Here is a 24022-nt window from a genome sequence, read left to right on the forward strand (position 1 = left end):
CGCTGTGTGACGGGTCACTCCGAACGCGATTCCAGAACCGGCGCCTGGGCGGATCAGGGGCGGTCGGGGCAGGATGTGGGCGTGAACGCCCACCAGTCGCCGATGTTCGGGTCCGTGGCGGACGTCGTCGAGCGGCTGGCGGGCGTCGGCTACCTGGCCTCGACCGCCGTCGCCACCACGGTGTACCTGGCCGACCGCCTCGGCAAGCCGCTGCTCGTCGAGGGCCCGGCAGGGGTCGGCAAGACCGAGCTGGCCAAGGCCGTCGCCGCGGCCACCGACGCCGGTCTCGTCCGCCTGCAGTGCTACGAGGGCATCGACGAGGCCCGCGCGCTCTACGAGTGGAACCACGCCAAGCAGCTGCTGCGGATCACCGCGGGCCAGGGCAAGGAGTCCTGGGACGACACGCGTGACGACGTGTTCTCCGAGGAGTTCCTGCTGCCCCGGCCGCTGCTCACGGCGATCCGGCGCAGCGAGCCGACCGTGCTGCTGGTCGACGAGATCGACAAGGCCGACGTCGAGGTCGAGGGCCTGCTGCTGGAGGTCCTGTCCGACTACCAGGTCACCATCCCGGAGATGGGCACGATGACCGCCCTGCGCCGGCCGTTCGCCCTGCTCACCTCCAACTCCACCCGCGAGCTGTCCGAGGCGCTCAAGCGCCGCTGCCTGTTCCTGCACCTGGACTTCCCCGACGCCGACCTCGAGCGCCGCATCGTGATCTCCCGGGTGCCGGAGCTGGCCGAGTCGCTGGTCGACGCGCTGGTCCGCACGGTGCGCGTGCTGCGGGGGCTGGAACTGCGCAAGTCGCCGTCGGTGGCCGAGACCATCGACTGGGGCCGCACGCTGCTCGCGCTCGGGCTCGACACCCTCGACGAGGAGACCGTGCACGCCACCCTCGGGGTCGTGCTCAAGCACCAGTCCGACGCGGTGAAGGCGGCCGCCGAGCTGCGGCTCAACTGAGCGAGCAGGCCGGCTCGTCCAGGCCGGGGTAGCGCCCGCCCCCGCCGAACAGCGGGTCGCCGCCACCGGTGCGGTCGGTGAGTCCGGCCAGGTGCCCGACGGCCCCCTGGGCGGCCGCGCGGCTCAGGTTGGCGCTGCGCCAGTCCTCGTCGGGGTCCGGGGCGCTGCGGGCCGCGATCGTGGCCAGGATGCAGGTGCGCACGGGCGAGTCCGGCAGCTCCAGCAGGGCGGGGACGGCGTCGGCGGACAGCCGCGACAGGTACTCCGAGTCGAGGTCGCCGGTGACCGCGAACCGGGTCGCGTTCTGCTGGGCGACGAGCCGCTCCGGGTCGAGCACGGCCAGCAGGAGCAGCGCGCCCACCGCGGTGGCCACCATCGGGCGCACGGTGCCCGTCGGGCGCAGCCGCAGCACGGCCAGCAGCGCCAGCAGGAACGCCAGGCCCAGCCACAGCTCGCAGGCGCCCACCAGCAGCCGCAGCACGGTGAACCCGTACGCCTGCTGGTAGAGCCACATCCGGCGCAGCGCCGAGGCCACGATCACCAGGCACAGCACGGCCATCGCGCCGAGCAGCAGCCGCTTGGTCGAGCGGTCGACCGCGGACGCCGCGGGAGCCCACCGGATGCCGGCCAGGATCACCCCGAGGGCCAGCGCGCTGACCGCCAGCAGCTGCCAGAAGCCGCTGCGGGCGTACTCGGCGAAGGTCAGCCCCGTGGTGGCCTGCACGTACTCGTCCGACCCGAACAACGCGGCGAACTGGACCCCCACGAACACCGCGAACAGCGCGACCACCAGCCCGACCGGCACCGCCCAGTCGAGGGTCCGCAGCCGGGTCGGCTGCGGCACGGTCAGGGTCAGCACCGGCGGCGCGGCCAGCACCAACGCCGTCCCGGCGACCAGCGCGGCCCCGACGACGAACAGCACCACCGCACTGCCGACCGCGTCCTCGTCGGCGGTGGGCAGCAGGCTGTCGACCAGCCCGGCGAAGACGGCGTCGGCCGAGGCCAGCAGCGACCCGAACACCAGCAGCAGCACCACGCCGACCGCGACCGACAGCACGATCCGCACGTCGCGCCCGGTGGCCCCGGTGCCGTACGAGCGGCGGACCGCGCGGCCCAGCCACGGCACGGCCCGCAGCATCCCCAGCGGCACCGACAGCACCGCCCGCAGCACGCCCCCCACCAGCCGCCCGGACACCGCGAGCGCGGCGCACACGCACGCGGTGAACAGGCACAGCGCCACCAGCCACTCGGCGGCGCGCACCCAGGCCACCGCGGTCAGCGCCAGCGCGGCACCGGCCCAGGCCAGCGTCTCGATCCGGGCCGCGCCGGCCAGCAGCGCGCGCACCCCGCCGGGCGTGCGCAGGCCGACCAGCAGCACGGCCAGGACCAGCACCGCGACGGCCACCGGCCAGCCGATCCCCGAGCGCCCGGTCGGGACGGCCAGCGCGCAGCCCAGGCCGCCCAGCGCGCTCGCGGCCAGCAGTCTGCGGGGGACGGGGACGTCGGGTCCGGCCGCCGCGGGCAGGAGGGGGACCCGCACCTCGGGGGCCTGCAGTGCGGAGGGAGGAGGGGCAGGTGGCGTCGTGGTCATGGCGTTCTCCTGGGTCTCGTGGCGCGGAAGAGGGCAGCACGGGACGCCCGGAGCGCGCGGGCACCCGGGTCGTCGTGCGTGAGGGAGGTGGGTTACGGGGGTGGCGGGGAGGGCACGTCGGGCAGGGTCACCCGGATGCGGCAGCCGGGGCCGGCGCCGGGCGGGCGGTCGGCGGAGCGGTCGGCCGGACCGGGCTCGACGACGGCGATCCGGCCGCCGTGCAGCTCGACGACCCAGCGGGCGATGGCCAGCCCCAGGCCGGTCCCACCGCCCGCGGCGCGCTCGCCTCGGGTGAACCGGTCGAACACCCGGTCGCGGTCCTCCACGGCGATGCCCGGGCCGTCGTCGCGGACCTCCAGCACCGCCTGGCCGCCGCCGATGCGCCCGCCGACCCGCACCCGCGAGCCCGCGGGCGCGTGCCGCGCGGCGTTGTCCAGCAGGTTCACCACCACCTGGTGCAGGCGGGCGGGGTCGGCGACCAGGGTGGCGTCGGGCGGGTGGACCGAGACCGCGAAGCCCACGCCGCGGCCCGCGACGTCGGCGGCGACCGCGGCCTCGGCGACGGCCTGGTCGAGCAGCGGCGCCAACGCCACCACCTCGGGCTCGACGACCAGCGCGCCCGCCTCGATCCGGGACAGGTCGAGCAGCTCGGCGACCAGCGAGCCCAGCCGCTCGGTCTGGGCCAGCGCGGTGCGCAGCGTGTCCGGGTCGGGCTGGGCCACGCCGTCGACGACGTTCTCCAGCACCGCGTGCAGCGCCGCGATCGGCGTGCGCAGCTCGTGCGAGACGTTGGCGATCAGCTCGCGGCGCTGCTGGTCGGCCGCGGCCAGGTCGGCGGCCATCCGGTTGAACGCGGTGGCCAGCTGGCCGACCTCGTCGTTGGAGGTGGCCCGCACCCGCCGGGTGTAGTCGCCGCGGGCCATGGCCCCCGCCGCCGCGGTCATCTCGCGCAGCGGCCGCGTCATGCCGTGCGCCAGCAGCTGCGCGGTGGCCAGCACGATCGCCACCGTGACCAGCTGGGTGAGCACCGGCGGCTGCCAGCGGAACTCGAACCACAGGTAGGTCAGCCCGGCCCCGCCCGACGCCAGCAGCAGGATGCTGATCTTGAGCTTGATCGAGCGGACCGGGTCGAGCGGGCGGGGGACCAGGTCGGAGAGCCACTCGCGGGTCGTGCGGGTCGGGACGGCCGTCATCGCGGCACCTCCAGCGCGTAGCCGACACCGTGGACGGTGCGGATGAGGTCGGAGCCCAGCTTGCGGCGCAGCGCCTTGACGTGGCTGTCCACCGTGCGGGTGCCGGTGGCGTCGGCCCAGCCCCAGACGTGGGCCAGCAGCGCGTCGCGGTTGTGCACCGTGCCGGGGCGTGCGGCCAGGTGCACCAGCAGGTCGAACTCGGTGGGCGTCAGGTGGGCGGGCGCGCCCGCGCGGTGCACGCGCCGGGTGGCCGGGTCGATCTCCAGCTCGCCGAGCACGATCCGCGGCGGGGCGACGGCGCCGGCGAGCTCGGCGATCCGGTCCATCCGCCGGAACAGCGCGTGCACCCTGGCCGCCAGCTCGCGCGGCGAGAACGGCTTGGTCATGTAGTCGTCGGCGCCGACGCCCAGCCCGACCAGCACGTCGGTCTCGGCGTCGCGGGCGGTCAGCATCAGCACCGCGACCGGCCGGTCGGCCTGGATGCGCCGGCACACCTCCAGGCCGTCGAAGCCGGGCAGCATGATGTCCAGGACCACCAGATCGGGACGGTGGACCGCGGTGGCCGCGACCGCCGTCGGGCCGTCGTGCGCGACCTCGACGGCGAACCCCTCGGCGCGCAGCCGCGCGGCCACCGAGCCGGCGATCGTCGGCTCGTCGTCCACCACGAGCACGCGTCGCGGCTCGCCCCCCAGCCGTTCACCGGACATGCACTGACCATAGGGACCGACCGTGGAGGCGCTCGGGACGAGGTGTGAAGATCCTGTGCAGGTCGTCGGGGTGCGACGGCGCGGATCGGCACTGCCCGATCGGTCGATCGCCAGGCATGATGAAGCAATGACAACGGCCGGGCGCACCGTCAACGAGCACGGCCTCGTCGGCCACCTGGTCGACTTCGTTGCCGCGCTGCGGTCCAACGGTGTCCCCGTCGGCCCGGGGGAGACCGTGGCCGCCGCCGAGGTGCTCGGCGCGCTCGACCTGATCCACCGCGAGCAGCTGCGCGAGGGGCTGGCCGCGGCCCTGCTGCGCCGCTCGGGTCAGCGCGCCGCCTTCGACACGCTGTTCGAGCTGTACTTCCCGATCGCGATCGGCGCCGGCACCACCGAGGTCGAGGTGCCCCGGGTCGGCGACGCCGACGACGGCCCCGTCGACATCGCGGCACTGAGGGACGTCCTCGCCGACCTCCTGCGCGACGGCGACGACACCGCGCTCGCCGAGCTGGCCCGGGCCGTGGTCGACGCCCTGGGCAACTCCGGCGCGGGCGGCACGGGGGTGCGCGGACCCGGCGCGCAGCCCAACTGGTCGGCCTACCAGGCGCTGCGGCTGCTCTCCCCGGAGACGCTGCTCGCGCGCATCATGGACGACCTGCGCGGCGGCGAGGACCAGGACGCGTTCTCCGACGAGATGGTGCGCCGGGAGATCCGCGACCGGATCGCCCGGTTCCGCAAGATGATCACCGACGAGGTCCGCAGGCGCACCGCCGAGATCCGCGGCCGCGAGCAGGTGGCGCGCACGGCGGTGCCCAAGCAGACCGAGCAGGTCGAGTTCCTCTCCGCCTACGCCGAGCAGCTGGCCCAGCTGCGCCGCCTGGTGCACCCGCTGGCGCGGCGGCTGGCGTCGCGGCTGGCCGTGCGCCGCAAGCACGCCAAGCGCGGCTCGCTCGACATGCGCCGCACGCTGCGCCGCTCGATGTCCACCGGGGGCGTGCCGATGCGCCCGGCCTACAGGACCCGCCGCCCCGGCCGCCCCGAGCTGGTCGTGCTGTGCGACGTGTCCGGATCCGTGGCGGGATTCAGCCACTTCACCCTGCTGCTGGTGCAGGCGCTGCGCGAGCAGTTCAGCAAGGTCAGGGTGTTCGCCTTCATCGAGCGCACCGACGAGGTCACGCACCTGTTCGCGCCGGGCTCGGAGCTGTCCGGGGTGATGCAGAGGGTGCTGCGCGAGGCAGAGCTCGTCGCGTTCGACGGCCACAGCGACTACGGCGGCGCGCTCGGCGGCTTCGCCGAGCTCTACGGCGAGGCCGTCACCGCGAAGAGCTCGCTGCTGATCCTGGGCGACGCCCGCACCAACTACCGCGACCCCAACCTGCGGGTCCTGCAGCGCCTGGTCGGGCAGGCCCGGCACGCGCACTGGCTCAACCCGGAGCCGCGCAGGCAGTGGGGCAGCGGCGACTCGGCGGCCCTGCGCTACGCCGACCTCATCCCCATGCACGAGTGCCGCACGGCCGCCCAGCTGGCCGACGTCGTGGAGGCCCTGCTCCCGGTCTGACCCGTGCCGTGGAGTGTCGCCGACTTGACGCTGCGTGCAGGTTCGCGGCAATGTCGTGCACCGTCCGGGCGACCCGCGTCGGGGTTGGTCGCCACCAGTGAAGACGGGACCCCCATGACCGCTCCCCACCGCCCGCGCCGATCGCGCCTCGGCGCCGGTGCCGTGGCCGGCCTGGCCGCGATGACCGGCGTGCTGCTGACCGCGACCCCCGCCTCCGCGGCACCCGTCGCACCCGTCGCACCCGCGGCAGCCGCCGCCGGCTGCGGCGCGCTGGACGCCACCCAGGGCGCCCAGCTGCTCGACTGCGTGTCGCTCGACGCCGTCAAGGGCCACCTCGACGCGCTGCAGGGCATCGCCGACGACAACGGCGGCACCCGGGCATCGGGCACCGCGGGTTACGACGCCTCGGCCGACTACGTCGCCGAGAAGGCCGCCGCGGCCGGCCTCACGGTCACCACCCAGGACTTCGAGTTCCCCTTCTTCGAGCAGAACAGCGCGGCGTTCTCGCAGACCGCCCCCACTCCGGCCGACTACGCCGACGGCACCGACTTCGCGGTGATGGCGCTGTCGGGCAGCGGCGAGGTCAGCGGCACCGCGGTCCCGGTCGACGTGCTGCTGCCCTCCGCCGGCGGCTCCACCAGCGGCTGCGAGGCCGCCGACTTCGCCGCCTTCCCCGCCGGGAGCATCGCGCTGCTGCAGCGCGGCACCTGCGATTTCGGCATCAAGGCCACCAACGCCGAGGCCGCGGGCGCGGCCGCCGCGGTGATCATGAACGAGGGCAACGCCCCCGACCGCCAGGAGCTGCTGCTGGGCAACCTCGGGGTCCCGGTCGGCATCCCCGTCATCGGCGTGCCGTTCGCGCTGGGCGAGGCCCTGCAGAACGCGACCGTGAGCATCCAGGTCGACGCGGTCAGCGAGATCCGCCAGACCTCCAACGTGTTCGCCGAGCTGCCCGGGGCGAGCGCCGACCAGGTGCTCGTGGTCGGCTCGCACCTCGACTCGGTGCCCGAGGGCCCGGGCATCAACGACAACGGCAGCGGAACCGCCTCGATCCTCGCCGTCGCCGAGCAGCTCGCCGGGACCACCCCGCCGGTGACCGTCCGGTTCGCCTGGTGGGGTGCCGAGGAGCTGGGCCTGGTCGGCTCGACCGAGTACGTGGCCTCGCTGCCGCCCGCCGAGCTGGAGAAGATCTACGCCTACCTGAACTTCGACATGGTGGCCTCGCCGAACTACGTCAACTTCCTCTACGACGGCGACGACTCCGACGCCGCGGGCGCGGGCCCCGGCCCGGCCGGATCCGCGCAGATCGAGGACGTGTTCGAGAAGTTCTTCGCCGACCGCGGCCAGCCCTTCGAGGGCACCGACTTCAACGGGCGCTCCGACTACGGCCCCTTCATCGCCGCCGGCATCCCCGCCGGGGGCACGTTCACCGGCGCCGAGGGCGTCAAGACCGAGGAGCAGGCCGCGACCTACGGCGGCACCGCGGGCCAGCCCTACGACTCGTGCTACCACGAGGCCTGCGACACCACCGGCAACATCAACGACGAGGCGCTGGACCTGCATTCCGACGCCATCGCCACGGCGACGTTCACGCTGGCGTTCCAGCCGGAGCTGGTGGCCGGTGCGCCGGCGCCCGCAGGCGGGGGTGCCGGGGGCGGGGCCGACGACGGCGGGCTCGACCACGAGCACGGTGGTCTCACCGGCTGAGGCTCGGCCGATCTTCAACGGGAGCGGGTCTCGTCCGGTGGGGCGGGCCAGTACCCCGCCCCGTAGGCGGGGCAGGCCTCGCACGTCAGCGCGGGGTCAACACCACCACCGGGATGCGGCGGTGCGGGTTGTCGGTCCAGTTCGTGCCGAGCCGCACGGGCACCCTGGCGAGTCCCGTGGCCCACAGCCGCTCCCGCTCGGTCCCCTCGGCCTCGTGCGCCACGACCGGTCGCGACACCCGCCCGGTGCTCACCGTCGCCTCCGGGTGGGCCATCAGGTTGTGGTACCAGGCCGGGTTCCGCGGGCCACCCCAGTTGGCCCCGGTCACCACGATCCGGTCGTCGTCGTGCAGGGCCAGCAGCAGCACGCTGCGCTGCCGCCCGGTGCGGGCGCCGGTGGTCGTGAGCAGCACGACCGGCAGGCCCACACGAGCCCGGTCAGCGACACCCGGCCGCGGGTGCGGCGGTAGAGCGCCCGGTCCAGGGTCGGGAGCCCGCGCTCCAGCGCCCGCCGGGCCCGCTGCAGGATCGTCATGCTCTCCCTCCATCGCGTCGGCCCGCGCCATCAGCGTGCCCTGACGACGTCCGGGAGGAAAGACGACATCCGGTCTTCGCCACCGTCGAACCGGTCCCGGCTCAGCCGGTCGGGTTGCGCAGCGCGAACCGCTCCGCCACCGCCTCGTCGCCGAGGGGTGCGAGCTGCTTGGCCGCCCGCCGCCGGTACAGGTAGAGCAGCAGGTCCGACGCGGGAGCCGTGAGCGCGGCCTCCGCGGAGGTCGTGGCCGTCACCGGCTCGGTCGGGTCGAGGCGGCGCCAGTGGGCGGCGCCCTCGGCGTCCTCGCGGACCAGCCAGCGGTACCCGGTGTCGGTCGCCTCCAGCAGCAGCGAGCCGCCCATCGGCGTGGCCCCCTCCACGCGGAACGGCGTGCTGTACCGCAGGAACTCCTCCACGCCGTCGGTGGCGGCCGCGGCGTCCAGCGGGGCCTCCCGGCCGGCGGCGCGTTCGGCGTCCCAGCGGTGCACGGCGGCCTCCTGGACCTGGTGGCGCACGACCCAGCCGGCGTCCTGGCGGGAGGCCCAGGTGAAGACCGGCTCGGCGGGGTCGGCGGCGCGCAGGACGTCCAGCAGGTGCTCGACGCCCTCGCGCAGGGCCGGGACGAGCTCGCGGGTGCCCGGGCGGGGCGGCTCGGTGTAGCCGTCGGGCTCGCGCAGGCGCTCGCCGACCACCGTGGCCCAGAAGAACTGCACCTCCAGGACGTGCCAGACCAGGTCGGCGGTCGTCCAGCCGGGGCAGCCCTCGACGGGGGCGGTGAGGTCGCGCTCGGCGGCGTCGGCCATGGCGAGCGTGTCGACCCGGATGCGGTGGAACGGATCGAGGTCGGTGGCGAGGTCGTAGCGCTCGCGGTGGTCCATGAACCGGAACGTAGGCCCCACCCCTGACGGTTCCGGACCGGTCGGTTCCGTGCGCCACATTTCTTGACCGGCTGGCCAGTCAAGGCGCACGATCGCGGTGTCGCTTCGAAGAGGGAGATGGTTGCGATGACCAACCGGACGTGGCACCGCTGGCAGGACTGGACGGCCGTGGTGATCGGCGTGCTGACGGCCCTGTCGCCGATCGTGGTCGCGACCGACACGGCGGCGCTCTGGACGTTGATCGTGTTCGGGGTGCTGATCGCGGCGGCCGGCCTGTGGTCGCTGAGCGCACCGGGCTCGGTGGCCAGCGAGTACGTGCACGTGGTGCTCGGGGTGCTGCTGTTCGTCTCGCCGTGGGTGTTCGCCTACGCCGACCTGACCGGGGCCGCCTGGACCTCGTGGGTCGCCGGAGTGCTGACGGTCGCGGTCGGGTTCGCGGCGGTGCCCGCGGCGCAGGCCGACCACCGCAGCCCGGCGGGCCAGCACTGAGCCGCCGGAGCCGCTGAGGTACCGGAAGCACCGAGGTCGAGCGGCCGTGACGGCATCCCCGTCGCGGCCGCTCCGGCGCGTCCGGCTCCGGTGGGCGCGGCGGCGCTCCCCTCGCGATGATGGGTCCGACGGAACGAGGGGGCGCATGACCGAGCCGGCCGACGAGCCCGCGCGCGAGCGGATCCTGCGGGCGGCCGAGGAGCTGTTCGCCGAGGCCGGCTTCGACGCCACCCCGACCTCGCGGGTCGCCGAGCGGGCGGGCGTGCCGAAGGGGCTGGTCCACTACTACTTCAAGCGCAAGCCCGACCTGCTCGCCGCACTCGTCGACCGCCTGCCCGACGAGCCCGTGCCGATGACCGAGGTCGTCGTGCCGGGCGACCTGGAGGAGAGCCTGCACCGGCTGGTCGGGGTGCTCGACCGGGCGCTCGACTCCTCGGCCGTGCTCTCGCACCTGCTGTGGCGCGAGGCCGACACCCACCCCGACGTGCTCGTCGCCCTGCGCGCCCGCTACGACCGGGTGGTCGTGCGGGTCCGGGAGGTGATCGAGGCCGCGGGCGGGCGGGGACCCGACGTCGAGCCCGCGGCCGAGCTGCTCGCCTCGGCGGTCAGCTACCGGCACTCGGTGGCCCGCCACGCCGACGACGAGCGGGGCGCCATGCGCCGCGAGCTGAGCTTCCTCGCGCGGGCGCTGGAACCCCGACCGCACTCGAACTGATGTTCGATCCGGGCTAGCCTGGATCGCATGAGCACCGAGCTGGCCTGGCAGCCGTCCCTGTTCGAGGGCGCCGAGGGGCGGTTCCGGCTCGATCCCGGGTTCGCCGGGCTGCGCCGCCACGAACTCACCCAGGGCGCCTGGGTCGACGTCGCCCCCGGCTGGTGCGAGGGCGCCGACGGCCTGCTCGCCCGGCTGCTGCGGGAGGTGCCGTGGGGGCCGCAGCGCCGCGTGCGCATGTACGACGGCGTCGTCGCCGAGCCCCGGCTCACCCACCGCTGGGTCCTCGGCGAGGGCTTCGACCCGCTGTCCGACACCGCACCGCCGCCCGAGCTCGTCGAGATGGCCGAGGTGCTCGGGCGGCGCTACGGCGTCGCGTTCACCCAGATCGGCGCCAACCTCTACCGCGACGGCGCCGACAGCGTCGCCTGGCACGGCGACCGGGTCGCCCGCGAGCTGCCCAGCGCCACCGTGGCGCTGGTGTCGCTGGGCGCGGTCCGGCCGTTCCGGCTGCGCCCGCACGGCGGCGGCGAGGGCGTCGGCTTCCTGCCCGGCCCGGGCGACCTGCTGGTCATGGGCGGGTCCTGCCAGCGCACCTGGCAGCACGCCGTGCCGAAGGTGCGGGCGTCGGCGCCGCGGGTCAGCGTCCAGTTCCGGCACGCCTACCCGCGCTGACCCGCGGCGCCCGCGCGCTACCCGCGCACCCGCTCGTGGACCATCAGCACCGCCGGTCCCCGCCGCCGCACCGAGGTCAGCGCCAGCTCGGCGCCCGGCGCACCGTCGGGGAACAGCCGCTCGCCCGTGCCGAGCACGGTGGGGAAGACCAGCAGCCGGTACTCGTCGACCAGGTCGCGCGCGGCCAGGGCGTGCACCAGGCTCGTGCTGCCGACCACCACGACGTCGCGCTCGGCGGCGAGCGGGGGCAGCGCGTCGAGCACGTCCCCGTCGACCAGCGACGACCCGGACCAGGCGCCGACATCGGTCAGCGTCCGGGAGGCCACCAGCTTGGCGGCGCCGTTCATCGCGTCGGCGAACCCCCCGTCGCGGCCCGGCCAGCGCCGGGAGAACAGCTCCCAGGTGCTGCGCCCGAACAGCAGCGCCCCGCGGCCCAGCAGCGGTCCGAGGTCGAACTTGTCGCCGATCACGGCCTCCGGGCCGTGCCGGAGCGCCCAGCCGCCCCCGGGCGCCCCCCACGACCCGTCGGGGTCCTCCACCACCCCGTCCAGCGTCACGAACTCCACGACGATCACGCGTCCCATGTCGGCTCCTCGGTCCGCGCCCCGTGGCGCGGTCGCCGTACGTACCGGCGGGAGGGGTCGGACTCATCGCGCCCCCGCTGTGGGATCCGTTCGCTCGCGAACCCGTTCCGCGGTGGGCCAGGATGCGGCGGGTGAGCAGCATCGCGGCCGCGGCCGACTTCGCGGCCCGGACCGAGCCGCACCGGCGCGAGCTGGTGGCCTACTGCTACCGGATGCTCGGCTCCGCGCACGAGGCCGAGGACCTGGTCCAGGAGACCCTGCTGCGGGCGTGGAAGGCGCGGGAGCGCTACGACGAGGGCCGGGCGTCGGTGCGCACCTGGCTGTACCGGATCGCGACCAACGCCTGCCTGAGCGCCCTGCGGGGGCGCGCCCGGCGGCCGCTGCCCTCCGGGCTGGGCGCGCCGAGCGCGGAACCGCGGGCGCCGCTGGTGCCGGTGCTCGACGTCGGGTGGCTGCAGCCCTTCCCCGACGCCCTGCTCCCCGACGGAGGGGCGGCCGGTCGGGGCGGCATGCGCCTGGCGCTCGTCGCGGCGATGCAACTGCTGCCGGCGCGGCAGCGGGCGGTGCTGGTGCTGCGCGACGTGCTGGAGTTCAGCGCGGCCGAGGTGGCCGCCCAGCTGGGCACCTCGGTCGCCGCGGTGAACAGCGCCCTGCAGCGCGCCCGCGCCGCACTCGCCGGCAGCGCACCCGTGGCGGAGGAGGTGGCCGAACCCGACGACCCGGCCACCCGGGCCACGGTCGACGCCTACGCCCGGGCGTTCGAGGCCGCCGACGTCGCCGCGCTCGTCGCGCTGCTCACCGACGACGCCGTGCTCGAGATGCCGCCGGTGCCGCTGTGGTACCGCGGCCGCGACGACTACGGCCGGTTCATCTCCCACGTGTTCACCCGGCGCGGGACGGGCTGGCGGATGCGCCCCGCCGCCGCCAACGGCCAGCCCGCGCTCGCCGCCTACGCCCCCGGCCCCGACGGCCCGCGGCTGCACACGCTGCAGGTCCTGGAGGTGTCCGGCGGGCGGATCGCGCGCAACACCGCCTTCGCCGACCCCGCGGTGCTCGCCGGGTTCGCCCTGCCGGAGGCGCCGGCGGGGTGAGACCGCCGTCTCGCGGGACGCGACGGGCCCGTGGTCGGTTGTCTACGCTGCGGCGGTGCAGCGCAAGATCGGGGTGATGGGCGGGACGTTCGACCCGGTCCACCACGGCCACCTGGTGGCGGCCAGCGAGGTGGCGGACCGGTTCGGGCTCGACGAGGTCGTCTTCGTGCCGACCGGCCAGCCGTGGCAGAAGTCCGAGCACGAGGTCAGCCGGGCCGAGGACCGCTACCTGATGACGGTCATCGCCACGGCGTCCAACCCGCGGTTCTCGGTGAGCCGGGTCGACATCGACCGCGACGGCCCCACCTACACCGCCGACACCCTGGCCGACCTGAACGCCGAGTACCCCGACGCCCGGCTGCACTTCATCACCGGCGCCGACGCGCTGTCCCAGATCCTGTCCTGGCACAAGTTCGAGCGGCTCTTCGAGCTGGCCCACTTCATCGGCGTCACCCGCCCGGGCTACCCGCTCGGCGCCGAGCACCTGCCGAAGGGGGCGGTGACCCTGGTCGAGGTGCCCGCCATGGCGATCTCCTCGTCCGACTGCCGCCGCCGCGTCGCCGCCGGCCACCCCGTCTGGTACCTCGTGCCCGACGGCGTGGTGCAGTACATCTCCAAGCGGAGCCTCTACCGCGACACGAGCCCCTGACCAGCGGCGACACCGAGAGGGTCGCGATCGGGTACAAGCCGGGTACAACCGCGCTCAGCCCTCGCCGCCCCGGAGGCCGCAGCCGCCCGCGCCGTACGGGATGGGTGAGTACCGGTCCGCGATCTCGGCCGCCGGCCGGTGCACGGCGACGACATCGAGATCGTGGCCGTAGCCCGCGGGCGTCCCACCGAAGGTGGCGGCTACCTCTGGCGCGGCGAGCTCCGCCTCTGGGACAACGAGATCCTGATGGGCTGGTACGCCGCCCGCGACGGCGCCGTGCGCTCGAAGGGAACGCTCTGCTTCTCGCTGCACCAGCACGGCATCAACGCCACCGGCCGATGGGTCGGCCTCAGCTACGACGGACCGATCGTCACCGGGTGGGCCACGCTCGCCCGCTCCGAGGACGACGTCCTCGCCATCATGAACCAGCTCCGCGAGACCCCGAAGGAGGCCAGCACGCCATGACCGACACCAGCCCCACCGACCTGCAGTGCGTCGAGGTGGTCGTCACCGCCGACAGCGCCGACTGGCTCGCCGACTTCACCCGCACCCTGGTCGAGGACCGACTGGTCGCGTGCGGCCACAACATCGCCAGCATCCGCGCGATCTACCGCTGGGACGGCCAGGTCCACGACGACCCCCAAGCCCGGGTCGGGCTGCACACCCGCGCCTCGCTCGTCCCGGCCATCGTCGCCCGCGCGGACGAGCAGCACAGCGACGACGTCCCGTGCGTCATCGCGCTCCCGATCACCGGTGGACACCCCGAATACTTGCGGTGGGTCTACGCCGAGACCCGCGAGCCCGCCTGACGGCGACGCCGCAGGTACCGAGTCAGTGGTTGACACGCCGAAGCACTCCGTCGCCGTGGTCGGTGTCGTCGTGCGCGAGGACGGCCGCGTCCTGGTCGTGCAGCGCCGCGACAACGCCCGCTGGGAGCCACCAGGAGGAGTGCTCGAACTCGGGGAGACCTTGAGGAAGGCGTCCGCCGAGAGGTGGCCGAGGAAACCGGCGTCACGGTCGATGTCGAGCACCTCACCGGCGCCTGCAAGAACCTCCCGCTCGGAGTCGTCGCGCCGGCATTCCGGTGCCGCTACGTCGCAGGCACAGGCGCACCCACGGAGGAATCCCAGCGCGTCAAGGCGGCGCCCTGCGGGCGCCGCGCCGGGGCGGTGTCCACACCGAAGAGGTCACCGGTTCGATCCCAGCATCGCCCCACAGTCGAACGGACTGGTCAGAGGCTCGTCACGAGCCATCGAGCCTCGTTGCCCGCGCGCCTTGAAACGTCAACCGGTCAGACGGGATCGGTGAACGAGATCGGCTTGCCGGTGGCGCGGGCGTATGCGATCTCCCTGCTCGTGGAATCGCCGATATACCCGCCAGGGTTGACGACTAGAACGCGGTCAGCCAGGTCGATCTTGCGCAGGTGGAGGGCGCCCAACGCGGTCTTCTGATCGTTGGTGATGAACTCGTCTACTTCGTGATCCTCGGCGCGCAGGGAGACGCCTGGCGCGACGACGATGGCGCCCGCAAAGGTCAAGTCGCGGTTCGCTGCGCGCATCTCGGCCTCGAACCGGGTAGAGCCGCAGATGCACACGATCTCAGGTCTGTCAGGCACAGATCAGTCCTTCGGGTCACTCGCCGTCGGCTGTCAGTGGTCGCCGGCAGCGAACAACGCTGTCATGGACTCTGCCGCACGGCTAGATCGACGTCACCTCGGCCTGCCATGCGTCGCAGGGCCGAGCGCGGACCTGTATGGACGACGGTGGAAGCTCCACCAGCACACATGGGTGACGCGCGCCTGGTTGGGGCGACCCTGTTGGTGCGTGGCAGTCAGGGGAGTCGCCGGTACAAATCCGGCACAAGGCGCGCCAGCCCAGGACGCCCCACATCGACTGACGTCGCCCGACGTTCGTGCAGGTCGAACGTGGTTGTCGGCCGATCCGTGCCGGTCCGCATTCCGGCAGCGGCAGTACATGTCCAAGCGGAGCCTCTACCGCGACACGAGCCCCTGACCCGGAGCGATACCTGTGGATGAGCGGGTACAGGTACCTCTGAACATGATCAAGGAGTCGGCCCGGATCGCTAGGCTGTGCGCGTGCCCGAGCTGATCCGTCCCCTGCCACGGGTACGCGAGTCGTACGTCGCGGCGATGGCCGAGTTCCAGGCCGAGGGCCGGGGCAAGCCGGACGACCAGACCATGATCGGCGTGGAGATCCGCGAGTTCGGCTCGACCTGGCACACCCCGGAGGGGTTCGCCCGGTACGTGAGCCGCCTGCGCGCCGAGGCGGAGGAGGACGCGCCACGGCCGCCCGGCATCGTGCCGGCCACCACGCTGTGGTGGGTCGACGGCGCCGAGTACCTCGGTCGGCTCGCCGTCAGGCACCGGCTGACCCCGAGGCTGCTGGAGGGCGGCGGTCACATCGGCTTCGACGTGCGTCCGAGCGCTCGCCGACGCGGCCACGCCACCGCCATGCTGCGCGCCGCGCTGCCGGTCGTCGCCGGTCTCGGCATCGACCGCGCGCTCGTCACCTGCGACGTCGACAACGTCGCCTCCCGGAAGGTGATCGAGGCGTGCGGCGGCGAGTTCGAGGACCGGCGGGGGGTGAAGCTCAGGTTCTGGGTGGCGACGTCGCCGGGGTCAGCGCCGTAGCCGCGGGTCACCTGGCAGCTCGAGCAGATCCGGCCCACCCCGCAGCGGCTGTCCGGCGCGCAGGGCCTCAGGGCTCCAGCCGGGCCAGGGCGCCGATCTCGAGGGCGACCCACAGCGCGCCGTCGGGACCGGCGGTGATCCCGTGCGGCTCCGAGCCGGGCGTGGGCAGCGCGACGGTCTTGACGCGTCCGTCGACGTCGATGCGACCGACGCGGTCGGCCCCCCACTCGGTGAACCAGCAGGCGCCGTCCGGGCCCGTGGTGATCGCGTGCGGGCGGGCGCCGCGGTCGGGCAGCGGGAATTCGGTGATCCGGCCGTCGGTGTCGATGCGGCCGATCTGACCGGCGAGGATCTCGACGAACCACAGCGCGCCGTCGGGGCCCGCGGTGATGCCGACCGGACCCGCCTCCTCGGTGGGCAACGCGAACGTCGTGATCGCGCCCGCGGTGGTGATCCGCCCGATGGCGCCGGCCTGGTTCAGCGTGAACCACAGCGCGCCGTCGGACCCGGTGACGATCATGGACGGGAAACCGCCCGCGTGCGGGAGCTCGAACTCGCGGACCCCACCGCCGGGGTCGAGGCGGCCGATCCGGTCGGAGCTCATCGCGGTGAACCACAGCGCGCCGTCGGGCCCGGCGGTGATGCCGAACGGGCCGGAGGCCGGGGTGGGCACGTCGACCGCCGTCGTCGTGCCGTCGGTGGTCATCCGGCGGATCCGGTTCGCCCGCGACTCGGTGAGCCACAGCGCCCCGTCGGGGCCGGCCGCCAGCAGCGAAGGCCCGCCGTCCGCCGGGTCGAGCTGGTGGCTGGACACCGTCCCGTCGGTGGCCAGGCGGCCGATGCGGCCGGCGTGCACCTGGGTGAACCACAGGGCGCCGTCGGGGCCGGTGACGATCCCGTAGGGACCGGCCCCGGCCTCGGCGACCGGGAACTCGGTGACGGACAAGCGCTCATCCCCTCCGCAGCGGTGGCACCTTCACGCTGGTCATCAGCGTGGTCGTGACCTCGTGGTTCGTCTCGAACCGCACGTCGTCCATGCAGGTGTGGATCATCAGCATGCCCAGGCCGCGCTGGGTGTCGCGCGGGCACCAGCGCCGGTTGTCCGACACGCCGACCACGATCCGGCGCCCGCCGTCGGTCTCGCTGAACTGGCGCGCGGCCACCCGCACCTCGGAGGCGAACCCGGGGGCGTCGGCGTGCTCGACGGCGTTGGACACGGCCTCGTTGACGGCCAGCACGATGTCGTCGACCTCGTCGTCGGGCCACGCGAGGTCGGCCAGCCAGACCCGGAAGCGCTGGCGCACCACGGACAGCGAGACCGGGTCGGCCATCAGCACCATCGAGATGGCACCGGCGACCGCGGCGGGCTCGGCCACGTGCACCCTCCCGATCAGACGGCGACGGCCTCGTCCACGGTCCCGAACATCGCCAGCACGTCGTCGAGACCCATCGTCCGGATCGGCCGCATGACCGGGCGGTCCTGGTCGACCACCACGCGCAGCGGGGTCCCCTTGGCGCGGGCCTCGTCGTTGAGCGAGACCAGCACGCCCAGCCCCGACGAGGAGAGGAACTCGACCCCCAGCATGTCCAGCACGACCGGTCGGCTCCCGGCCTCGCGCAGCACCTCACCGGCGGACTCGGCCAACCGGCCGCCGGTGCTCAGATCGACCTCACCACGGACCGCGAGGACGAGACAGCCGCCCCGGTCCTGCCGGGCGACGGTCATCAGCAGTTCGGCGGGCGGGACTCCACCGAGCGGGCCACTCATGCTGACGGAGGGTACAGACGCGCCGAGCCACCCACCCGATGCACGGTCCGCCCCGCCGCTCGTCGCTCCCGGTGGGCCCCCGTGGTCGTCGCTGTGCGCCTCATGCCTGGTGGTACCCGCCCCGGGGGACATCCCACACTTCGACCGACCCGTGCCCGCCGGGGCCCCGTGGCGCGGGCCTGGGACACTGGACGCGACGAGGCGGGCCGGCAGGTCCACCGGGAGAGGGGAACCGTGACGGCCACCGACCAGGCCCTGGACATGGCCCGCGTGGCCGTTGCCGCAGCCGCGGACAAGAAGGCCCAGGACATCGTCGTGCTCGACGTGTCGGAGCAGCTCGTGATCACCGACTGCTTCGTGATCGCCTCGGCGCCCAACGAGCGCCTCGTGCAGGCGATCGTCGACGAGGTCGAGGAGAAGCTGCGCCTGCACGGGGCCAAGCCCACCCGCCGCGAGGGCACCCGGGAGGGCCGCTGGGTCCTGCTCGACTTCGTCGACGTCGTCGTGCACGTCCAGCACTCCGAGGAGCGCGGCTTCTACGGGCTCGACCGGCTGTGGAAGGACTGCCCCCGCATCCGGTTCCCCGAGGCCGAGACCCCCGAGGAGGGGGCGGGCGCGGACGAGGACGGCGCCGGGTGACGCTGCGGATGGTGGTGCTGCTGCGCCACGGCCAGACCGACTACAACATCGCCGGGCGGATGCAGGGCCACATCGACTCCCAGCTCACCCCGGACGGCGTGGCCCAGGCCGTGGCCGTCGCCCCGGACATCGCCAAGGTGGGCCCCGACCGCATCATCAGCTCCGACCTGCAGCGCGCCCGCGACACCGCCGAGCAGGTCGGCGGGGCGTGCGGGCTGCCGGTCACGCTCGACCCCCGGCTGCGCGAGACGCACCTGGGCGAGTGGCAGGGCCGCACCGTCACCCAGATCGAGCAGGAGTACCCGGGCGCGATCGCGACCTGGCGGTCCGACCCGTCGTGGGCCCCGCCGGGCGGGGAGTCCCGCATCGACGTGGTCCGCCGCAGCCGCCCGGTCGTGGAGGAGGTCGAGGAGGAGCTCGCCGACACCCCCGCGGCCACCGCGGTGCTGGTCGCGCACGGCGGGCTGATCGCCGGGCTGGTCTGCGGGCTGCTCGCGCTGCCCACCCCGGCCTGGCCGTCGATCGGCGGGCTCGGCAACTGCCGCTGGGCCGCACTGGCCCGCCGCGACGACCACCCGCGCTGGCGGCTGACCGGCTACAACGTCGGCACCGCCGGCTGAGCCCGCCGCCGCTGCGCCCTGCGCTGCGGATGTGAGTTGGGGCACTAGGGTCACCCGACGTGCCCGTCGCCGTCGTCACCGACTCCACCTCCTACCTCCCGGAAGGCCTGGTCGGGGCCCGCGACGTGGGGGTGGTCCCGCTCGAGGTCCGGTTGGGGTCGCGGATCGGCCGGGAGGGCGTCGACATCGGCACCGACGAGCTGGTGGCCGCACTGGCCGACCGCTCGCTCGAGGTGCAGACCTCGCGGCCGACCCCGGCCGAGTTCGTCCGCCGGTTCCGGGCCGCGCTGGACGCCGGCGCACCGGGCGTGGTCTCGGTGCACCTCTCGCGCGGCCTGTCCGGCACCTGGGACGCCGCCCGCCAGGCGGCGCGCGAGGTCGATGCCGCGCGCATCCGGATCGTCGACTCGCAGGCCACCGGCATGGGTCTGGGCTTCGCGGTGCTCGCCGCCGCCGACGCGGCGCGGGCCGGGGCCGACATCGCCGAGGTGGAGTCCGCCGCGGCCGACGTGGCCGCCCGGTGCCGCATGTTCTTCTCGGTCGAGACGCTGGACCGGCTGCGCCGGGGCGGGCGCATCGGCGCGGCCGCGGCGCTGGTCGGCACGGCGCTCGCGGTGAAGCCGCTGCTGCACGTGGCGCAGGGCCGGATCCTGCCGCTGGAGAAGGTGCGCACGACCGCGAAGGCCGCCCAGCGGTTGGTCGAGCTGGCGGTGAAAGCCGCCGGCGACGGGCCGGTCGACCTGGCGGTGCACCACCTCGGCGCGGCGGCGCGGGCCGAGGAGGTGGCCGCGCGGCTGCGCGAGCGGCTCCCGGGCGCGGCGCGCCTGCTGGTCTCGGAGGTGGGCGCGGTGATCGGGGCGCACGTCGGGATGGGGTTGCTGGGGGTCGTCGTGGTGCCGCACGACCACTGACCCGCGCGTCTCGGCTCCCTCTGCGCGCAGGTCAGAGCCCCTGCCGAACGATATCGCGTCGGACCGACGGAATCGCCCGGCGCGGGGCTCGGCTCGGTCGTCTGTCCACAAGTGGGCAGTTGTCCACAGCCGGCACGATTCGTCATCCGGCAGCGGCGGCGCCGACCTAGCGTCGGCGCATGGCTCGTCCCGACCCCCTCACCCCGACCACCCGGCTCGGCACCGCGCTGCGGCCCGCCGTGGTCCCGCCGCGCCTGCTCGGCCCCGGCGGCGAGGCGGTGACGTGGCGGGCCGGGGGAGCGGGGCCCCCGACCGGACCACCGGAACGACCCGGCGGCGACGCGCCGCCCCTGCCCTGGACCGAGGACGTCGGCCCGCCCGCGGCGGGTCCCGCGCCGCCGCCGGCGGCCGACGAGCCGCCGACCGAGCCCATCAGCCTGCTCGCACCGCGGCCCGGCCAAGGGGGCCCGCTGCGGCGCCTGGCCCCGGCCGGCTGGCGCGGAGCGCGGCTCGATCCCGGTCGGCCCGCCGCGCTGGTGCTCGTCCTCGTCGCGACGGTGGCCGCGGTGGTGGCCGCGGTGGGCGTCTGGTCGGAGCGGCCGCGGGTGGAACCGGTCGCCGGGCTGCCCCCGGTCGTGCTGGACGAGCCGGCGGCCGGGGCCGGGGCACCCTCCGACGCGCCCGCGGAGCCGGCCGGGCCGCTGGTCGTGAGCGTGTCCGGCCGGGTCGCCCGACCCGGCCTCGTGGAGGTGCCGTCCGGGGCCCGCGTCGCCGACGCGCTCGCCGCGGCGGGCGGTGCGCTGCCCGGCACCGACCTCACCGGGCTCAACCTGGCCCGCCGGGTCGCCGACGGCGAGCAGGTGGCGGTCGGCGTGCCGCCCGCCCCGGACGCGACCGGACCGGCGCCGGCGGGCGGAGCGCAGGCCGGTCCGGGGGCGCCGGCAGGCAAGGTCGACCTGAACGCGGCCACCCTCGAGCAGCTCGACGCGCTGCCCGGCGTCGGGCCGGTGACGGCCCAGCGGATCCTGGAGTGGCGCACCCGCAACGGCCGCTTCGCCCGGGTCGAGCAGCTGCGCGAGGTCGAGGGCATCGGGGAGCGGCGGTTCGCCCAGCTCCGCGAGCTGGTGGTGGTCTGATGCGCGCCCGCGACCCGCACGAGCCCATCCGCCCGCCCGACCTGCGGCTCGTGCCGGCGGCCCTGCTGGCGTGGGCGGTGGTGGTCGTCGGCGTCGTCGGCGGGCCGTGGCCGGCCGGGGCGCTGACGGCGGTGGCCGCCGCACTGGCCGTGGTGGCGTGGCGGCGCCGCCGCCGACCGGCCTGGGCCGCGCGGGCGGTGGCCGCCGCCGGGTGCGCGGCGGCGGCCGGGCTGGTCGTCACGGCGCACACCCTGCTGCTCGCGGGCCACCCGCTGCGGGAGCCCGCCGAGCGGGGGGCCTCGGCCACCGTCCGGGTGGTGGTCACCGACGACCCCCGCCCCGTGCGGGTGGAGGCGGGCGTCGCCGGGCCGGCCACCCCGGCCACGGTGGTCGTCGCGGCCACCCTCACGGCCGCGGAGGTCGGCGACGACCGGTGGTCGACCGGCGGCCGGGTGCTGCTGATCGCCCCGGCCGACGGCTGGCGCGACCTGCTGCCCGGCCAGGAGGTCGGGGCGCAGGGCCTGCTGGCGCCGGCCGAGCGCGGCGACCTCCTGGCCGCGGTCCTGCGGGTCCGCGGCCCACCCGTCGACCCGGCCGCGCCGCCGTGGTGGCAGACGGCGGCGGGGGAGCTGCGGTCCGGGCTGCGCGGGGCCGCCGCGGCCGTGCTGCCGCCCGCCCCGGCCGGCCTGCTGCCGGGCCTGGCCGTCGGCGACCGGTCGGCGCTGGTGGCTGAGGTGGAGGACGACTTCCGCACGGCCGGGCTCACGCACCTGCTCGCGGTCTCCGGCGCCAACCTGGCGATCGTGGGCGGAGCGGTGCTGGCGATGCTGAGGTTGCTGCGGGCCGACCCCCGGCTGGCCGCCGGGCTGAGCGCGGTGGTGGTCGTCGGGTTCGTGGTGCTGGCCCGGCCCTCGCCGAGCGTGCTGCGGGCGGCGGTGATGGGCGGCGTGGCGCTGCTGGCGCTGGCCCTGGGCCGCGGGCGCTCGGCTGTGCCCGCACTGGCCGCGGCTGTCCTGGTGCTGCTGCTGGTCGACCCGGCGCTGGCGGTCGACCCGGGCTTCGCGCTGTCGGTGGTGGCGACCGGCGCGCTGGTGCTGCTCGCACCGGGCTGGGCCGAGGCGCTGCGCAGGCGGCACGTGCCGCGGTGGGCGGCCGAGGCGCTGGCGGTCCCGGCGGCGGCGTTCCTGGCGACCGCCCCGCTGGTGGCCGGGCTCAACGGCACGGTCAACCCGGTGGCCGTGCTGGCCAACCTGCTGGCCGTGCCTGCGGTCGCCCCCGCCACGGTGCTCGGGGTGCTGGGGGCGCTGCTGTCGCCGCTGTCCGGTGCGGCGGCCGAGCTCTGCGCGTGGGCGGCCGGGCCCGCGGTGGGCTGGCTGGTGCTGGTCGCCGGCCGGGCGGCCGCGGTGCCCGGCGCGGAGATCCCGTGGCCGGAGGGACCCACCGGTGGGCTCCTGCTGGCCGGGGTGCTGCTGCTCCTGCTGCTGCTCGCCCGGTCCCGGCGCTGGCGGGCCCTGCTGGCCGCCGCGGGCCTCGGGCTCGCCCTGGTGCTCGTGCCCACGCGGCTCGCGCCGCCGGGGTGGCCGCCGACGGGCTGGGCGGTGGCCGCGTGCGACATCGGGCAGGGCGACGCCCTCGTGCTGGCCACCGGCCACCCCGGCCGGGTCGTCCTGGTCGACGTCGGACCCGACGACGCCCTGGTCGACGCGTGCCTGCGCAGGCTCGGCGTGGTGGGCATCGCCCTGGTCCTGCTCAGCCACCTGCACGCCGACCACATCGGCGGCCTGGCCGGGGCGCTGCGCGGGCGCCCGGTCGGCGGGGTGGCGGTCGGGCCGGTCCGGGAGCCCCACGATGCGCTCGCCGCGGTGCGGCGGCAGGCCGCCGAGGCGGGCGCGCCCCTGGTGTCGCTGGCTACCGGACAGCGGTTGCGCTGGCCCGGTCTGGTCCTCGACGTGCTCGGACCGGTGCACCCCGCCGCCGACGTCGACCCCGACGACGGCACCGAGGTCAACGACGGCTCGCTGGTGCTGCGGGCGGGCACCCCGGCCGGCACCGTGCTGCTGGCCGGCGACGTCGAGCTGGCCGCCCAGTCCGACCTGCTCGCCTCCGGGGTGGACCTGCGCGCCGACGTGCTGAAGATGCCCCACCACGGATCGCGCTACAGCTCCGGGGAGTTCCTCGACGCCGTGCGGCCGCGGGTGGTGCTGGTGAGCGTGGGGGCCGGCAACCGCTACCGGCACCCCGACGCGGGCCTGCTGGGACGGCTGGAGCGGGCGGGGGCGCTCGTCCGGCGCACCGACGTGGCCGGCGACATCGCCGTCGTCGCCGGCGACGGCGGTGTCGCCGGTGCCCGGTCGACCGGTCCGCTGGTCGTCACCCGCGGCGACCCGCTGCCCGCCTCGCGACGTCGTGCGGCGGCGGGCCGCAGGTCCCGGTCACCTCCGACGACCGGCCCGGCACTCGCGGCGACCTGTCCGGGGTGGAGGCCGGGTCGGGCTACTGTGGCCGCACGTGAGTCGCAGCACAGCGTCGCCGGACAGCGCGGAAGGTCGCCCATGCGCAGGGAGTCGGTCAACCCATGGGAGTGGGGGCTGGCCTGGAGCCTGGACCAGGCCGAGCTGCTGACCGGCGTCGACCGCCGGCTGCGGTGCTCGGGGCAGGTCTCGATGCGGCCCGATCCGGACTCGCCCGGTGGCCTGGCCGTCGTCGCCCCCGGCGACATGCGCGGCCAGATCGAGTGCTCGCTGGCCAACGTCGACGCCATCCTCTGGAAGGCCCGGATGCGCCGGGAGCACGTCGTGGGGCTGCGCTTCTACACCACCGACGTCGACGCGTTCCTGGAGAACTACGACGTCTACACCCAGTGGATCACGCCGGCCGGCATCCGACCCCCGCAGAGCCTGCTGGGCATCCAGCGCCTCGCGCGACCCGAGCTGCTGGTCTCGATCGAGGCCGACGCCGCCGACTGACCACACC

General features: G+C 75.3%; 27 protein-coding genes. 17 read left to right on the forward strand and 10 right to left on the reverse strand.

Annotated elements, in window-relative coordinates:
• Positions 1–102 precede the first annotated feature (102 nt).
• Positions 103–957, forward strand: a complete 855-nt coding sequence (locus tag KDL28_RS16285) for an AAA family ATPase (protein WP_252439652.1) — start codon at positions 103–105, stop codon at positions 955–957.
• Here the strand turns inward: KDL28_RS16285 and KDL28_RS16290 are convergent.
• From KDL28_RS16290 to KDL28_RS16300, 3 genes are all read right to left on the reverse strand, one after another.
• A complete protein-coding gene (locus tag KDL28_RS16290; RefSeq protein ID WP_252439443.1) occupies positions 950–2548 on the reverse strand; it encodes a DUF4153 domain-containing protein in 1599 nt (532 codons plus the stop codon). The genes KDL28_RS16285 and KDL28_RS16290 overlap by 8 nt on opposite strands.
• Before the next feature lie 92 nt (positions 2549–2640).
• Positions 2641–3741, reverse strand: coding sequence for a HAMP domain-containing sensor histidine kinase (locus tag KDL28_RS16295; protein ID WP_252439445.1), 1101 nt, complete (start codon positions 3739–3741; stop codon positions 2641–2643).
• On the reverse strand, positions 3738–4448 hold the full coding sequence (locus tag KDL28_RS16300) for a response regulator transcription factor (RefSeq protein WP_252439447.1): 711 nt from the start codon (positions 4446–4448) through the stop codon (positions 3738–3740). The genes KDL28_RS16295 and KDL28_RS16300 overlap by 4 nt, the downstream gene beginning before the upstream one ends.
• A gap of 127 nt (positions 4449–4575) precedes the next feature.
• On the opposite strand from KDL28_RS16300, the gene KDL28_RS16305 reads away from it, so the two are divergent.
• Both KDL28_RS16305 and KDL28_RS16310 read left to right on the forward strand, forming a co-directional pair.
• The gene (locus KDL28_RS16305) at positions 4576–6006 is read left to right on the forward strand and encodes a vWA domain-containing protein (protein WP_252439449.1); all 1431 of its coding nucleotides are present in this window, start codon (positions 4576–4578) and stop codon (positions 6004–6006) included.
• 114 nt (positions 6007–6120) lie between these two features.
• Complete coding sequence (locus tag KDL28_RS16310; RefSeq protein WP_252439451.1) at positions 6121–7713, forward strand: M28 family peptidase; 1593 nt, start codon at positions 6121–6123, stop codon at positions 7711–7713.
• Between the two features lie 85 nt (positions 7714–7798).
• Here KDL28_RS16310 and KDL28_RS16315 read toward each other — a convergent pair whose 3' ends face one another.
• Both KDL28_RS16315 and KDL28_RS16320 read right to left on the reverse strand, forming a co-directional pair.
• Positions 7799–8125, reverse strand: coding sequence for a nitroreductase/quinone reductase family protein (locus KDL28_RS16315; protein ID WP_252439453.1), 327 nt, complete (start codon positions 8123–8125; stop codon positions 7799–7801).
• A 223-nt stretch (positions 8126–8348) separates the two neighbouring features.
• Positions 8349–9125 carry a maleylpyruvate isomerase family mycothiol-dependent enzyme gene (locus KDL28_RS16320; protein ID WP_252439455.1) on the reverse strand — a complete coding sequence of 259 codons (777 nt, stop codon included), beginning with the start codon at positions 9123–9125 and terminating at the stop codon, positions 8349–8351.
• Between the two features lie 117 nt (positions 9126–9242).
• Here KDL28_RS16320 and KDL28_RS16325 point away from each other — a divergent pair, with 117 nt between their 5' ends.
• The 3 genes from KDL28_RS16325 (at position 9243) to KDL28_RS16335 (ending at position 11001) form a co-directional block, all read left to right on the forward strand.
• The gene (locus tag KDL28_RS16325) at positions 9243–9614 is read left to right on the forward strand and encodes an SPW repeat protein (protein WP_252439457.1); all 372 of its coding nucleotides are present in this window, start codon (positions 9243–9245) and stop codon (positions 9612–9614) included.
• Positions 9615–9759: 145 nt separating this feature from the next.
• Positions 9760–10329 (forward strand): TetR/AcrR family transcriptional regulator, encoded by a 570-nt coding sequence (locus tag KDL28_RS16330; protein ID WP_252439459.1) that lies wholly within the window; start codon positions 9760–9762, stop codon positions 10327–10329.
• Positions 10330–10356: 27 nt separating this feature from the next.
• Entirely contained in the window at positions 10357–11001 is a 645-nt protein-coding gene (locus tag KDL28_RS16335) for an alpha-ketoglutarate-dependent dioxygenase AlkB (RefSeq protein WP_252439461.1), read from the forward strand.
• A gap of 17 nt (positions 11002–11018) precedes the next feature.
• Here the strand turns inward: KDL28_RS16335 and KDL28_RS16340 are convergent, their stop codons facing one another.
• Positions 11019–11585, reverse strand: a complete 567-nt coding sequence (locus KDL28_RS16340; RefSeq protein ID WP_252439463.1) for a dihydrofolate reductase family protein — start codon at positions 11583–11585, stop codon at positions 11019–11021.
• Positions 11586–11716: 131 nt separating this feature from the next.
• Between KDL28_RS16340 and KDL28_RS16345 the strand changes: the two genes are divergently transcribed.
• The 5 genes from KDL28_RS16345 (at position 11717) to KDL28_RS42135 (ending at position 14633) form a co-directional block, all read left to right on the forward strand.
• Entirely contained in the window at positions 11717–12676 is a 960-nt protein-coding gene (locus tag KDL28_RS16345) for an RNA polymerase subunit sigma-70 (RefSeq protein ID WP_252439465.1), read from the forward strand.
• A 55-nt stretch (positions 12677–12731) separates the two neighbouring features.
• The gene (gene nadD / locus KDL28_RS16350; RefSeq protein WP_308216010.1) at positions 12732–13325 is read left to right on the forward strand and encodes a nicotinate-nucleotide adenylyltransferase; all 594 of its coding nucleotides are present in this window, start codon (positions 12732–12734) and stop codon (positions 13323–13325) included.
• A 138-nt stretch (positions 13326–13463) separates the two neighbouring features.
• A complete protein-coding gene (locus KDL28_RS16355; protein ID WP_252439467.1) occupies positions 13464–13790 on the forward strand; it encodes a hypothetical protein in 327 nt (108 codons plus the stop codon).
• Entirely contained in the window at positions 13787–14134 is a 348-nt protein-coding gene (gene cutA, locus KDL28_RS16360) for a divalent-cation tolerance protein CutA (protein WP_252439469.1), read from the forward strand. Before KDL28_RS16355 ends, cutA begins: the two co-directional genes overlap by 4 nt.
• A gap of 97 nt (positions 14135–14231) precedes the next feature.
• Entirely contained in the window at positions 14232–14633 is a 402-nt protein-coding gene (locus tag KDL28_RS42135; protein WP_372496989.1) for a hypothetical protein, read from the forward strand.
• Here the strand turns inward: KDL28_RS42135 and KDL28_RS16365 are convergent.
• Positions 14617–14940, reverse strand: a complete 324-nt coding sequence (locus KDL28_RS16365) for a hypothetical protein (RefSeq protein ID WP_252439471.1) — start codon at positions 14938–14940, stop codon at positions 14617–14619. The genes KDL28_RS42135 and KDL28_RS16365 overlap by 17 nt on opposite strands.
• Positions 14941–15420: 480 nt before the next feature.
• Here KDL28_RS16365 and KDL28_RS16370 point away from each other — a divergent pair, with 480 nt between their 5' ends.
• Complete coding sequence (locus KDL28_RS16370) at positions 15421–15975, forward strand: GNAT family N-acetyltransferase (RefSeq protein ID WP_252439473.1); 555 nt, start codon at positions 15421–15423, stop codon at positions 15973–15975.
• Between the two features lie 67 nt (positions 15976–16042).
• Here KDL28_RS16370 and KDL28_RS16375 read toward each other — a convergent pair whose 3' ends face one another.
• The 3 genes from KDL28_RS16375 to KDL28_RS16385 are packed head-to-tail and all read right to left on the reverse strand — an operon-like array spanning position 16043 to position 17743.
• A complete protein-coding gene (locus KDL28_RS16375) occupies positions 16043–16921 on the reverse strand; it encodes a Vgb family protein (protein WP_252439475.1) in 879 nt (292 codons plus the stop codon).
• A 4-nt stretch (positions 16922–16925) separates the two neighbouring features.
• On the reverse strand, positions 16926–17351 hold the full coding sequence (locus KDL28_RS16380; RefSeq protein WP_252439477.1) for an ATP-binding protein: 426 nt from the start codon (positions 17349–17351) through the stop codon (positions 16926–16928).
• A 14-nt stretch (positions 17352–17365) separates the two neighbouring features.
• A complete protein-coding gene (locus KDL28_RS16385; protein ID WP_252439479.1) occupies positions 17366–17743 on the reverse strand; it encodes an STAS domain-containing protein in 378 nt (125 codons plus the stop codon).
• Positions 17744–17977: 234 nt separating this feature from the next.
• On the opposite strand from KDL28_RS16385, the gene rsfS reads away from it, so the two are divergent.
• The 5 genes from rsfS (at position 17978) to KDL28_RS16410 (ending at position 24015) form a co-directional block, all read left to right on the forward strand.
• Complete coding sequence (gene rsfS, locus KDL28_RS16390) at positions 17978–18382, forward strand: ribosome silencing factor (protein ID WP_252439481.1); 405 nt, start codon at positions 17978–17980, stop codon at positions 18380–18382.
• On the forward strand, positions 18379–19002 hold the full coding sequence (locus tag KDL28_RS16395) for a histidine phosphatase family protein (protein ID WP_252439483.1): 624 nt from the start codon (positions 18379–18381) through the stop codon (positions 19000–19002). The genes rsfS and KDL28_RS16395 overlap by 4 nt, the downstream gene beginning before the upstream one ends.
• 59 nt (positions 19003–19061) lie before the next feature.
• Positions 19062–19913 (forward strand): DegV family protein, encoded by an 852-nt coding sequence (locus KDL28_RS16400; protein ID WP_252439485.1) that lies wholly within the window; start codon positions 19062–19064, stop codon positions 19911–19913.
• Between the two features lie 179 nt (positions 19914–20092).
• Entirely contained in the window at positions 20093–21049 is a 957-nt protein-coding gene (locus KDL28_RS16405; protein WP_252439487.1) for a ComEA family DNA-binding protein, read from the forward strand.
• Complete coding sequence (locus KDL28_RS16410) at positions 21049–24015, forward strand: DNA internalization-related competence protein ComEC/Rec2 (RefSeq protein WP_308216011.1); 2967 nt, start codon at positions 21049–21051, stop codon at positions 24013–24015. The genes KDL28_RS16405 and KDL28_RS16410 overlap by 1 nt, the downstream gene beginning before the upstream one ends.
• Positions 24016–24022 lie beyond the last annotated feature (7 nt).

The sequence above is a fragment of the Pseudonocardia humida genome, assembly GCF_023898865.1.
GTDB classification, from domain to species: domain Bacteria; phylum Actinomycetota; class Actinomycetes; order Mycobacteriales; family Pseudonocardiaceae; genus Pseudonocardia; species Pseudonocardia humida.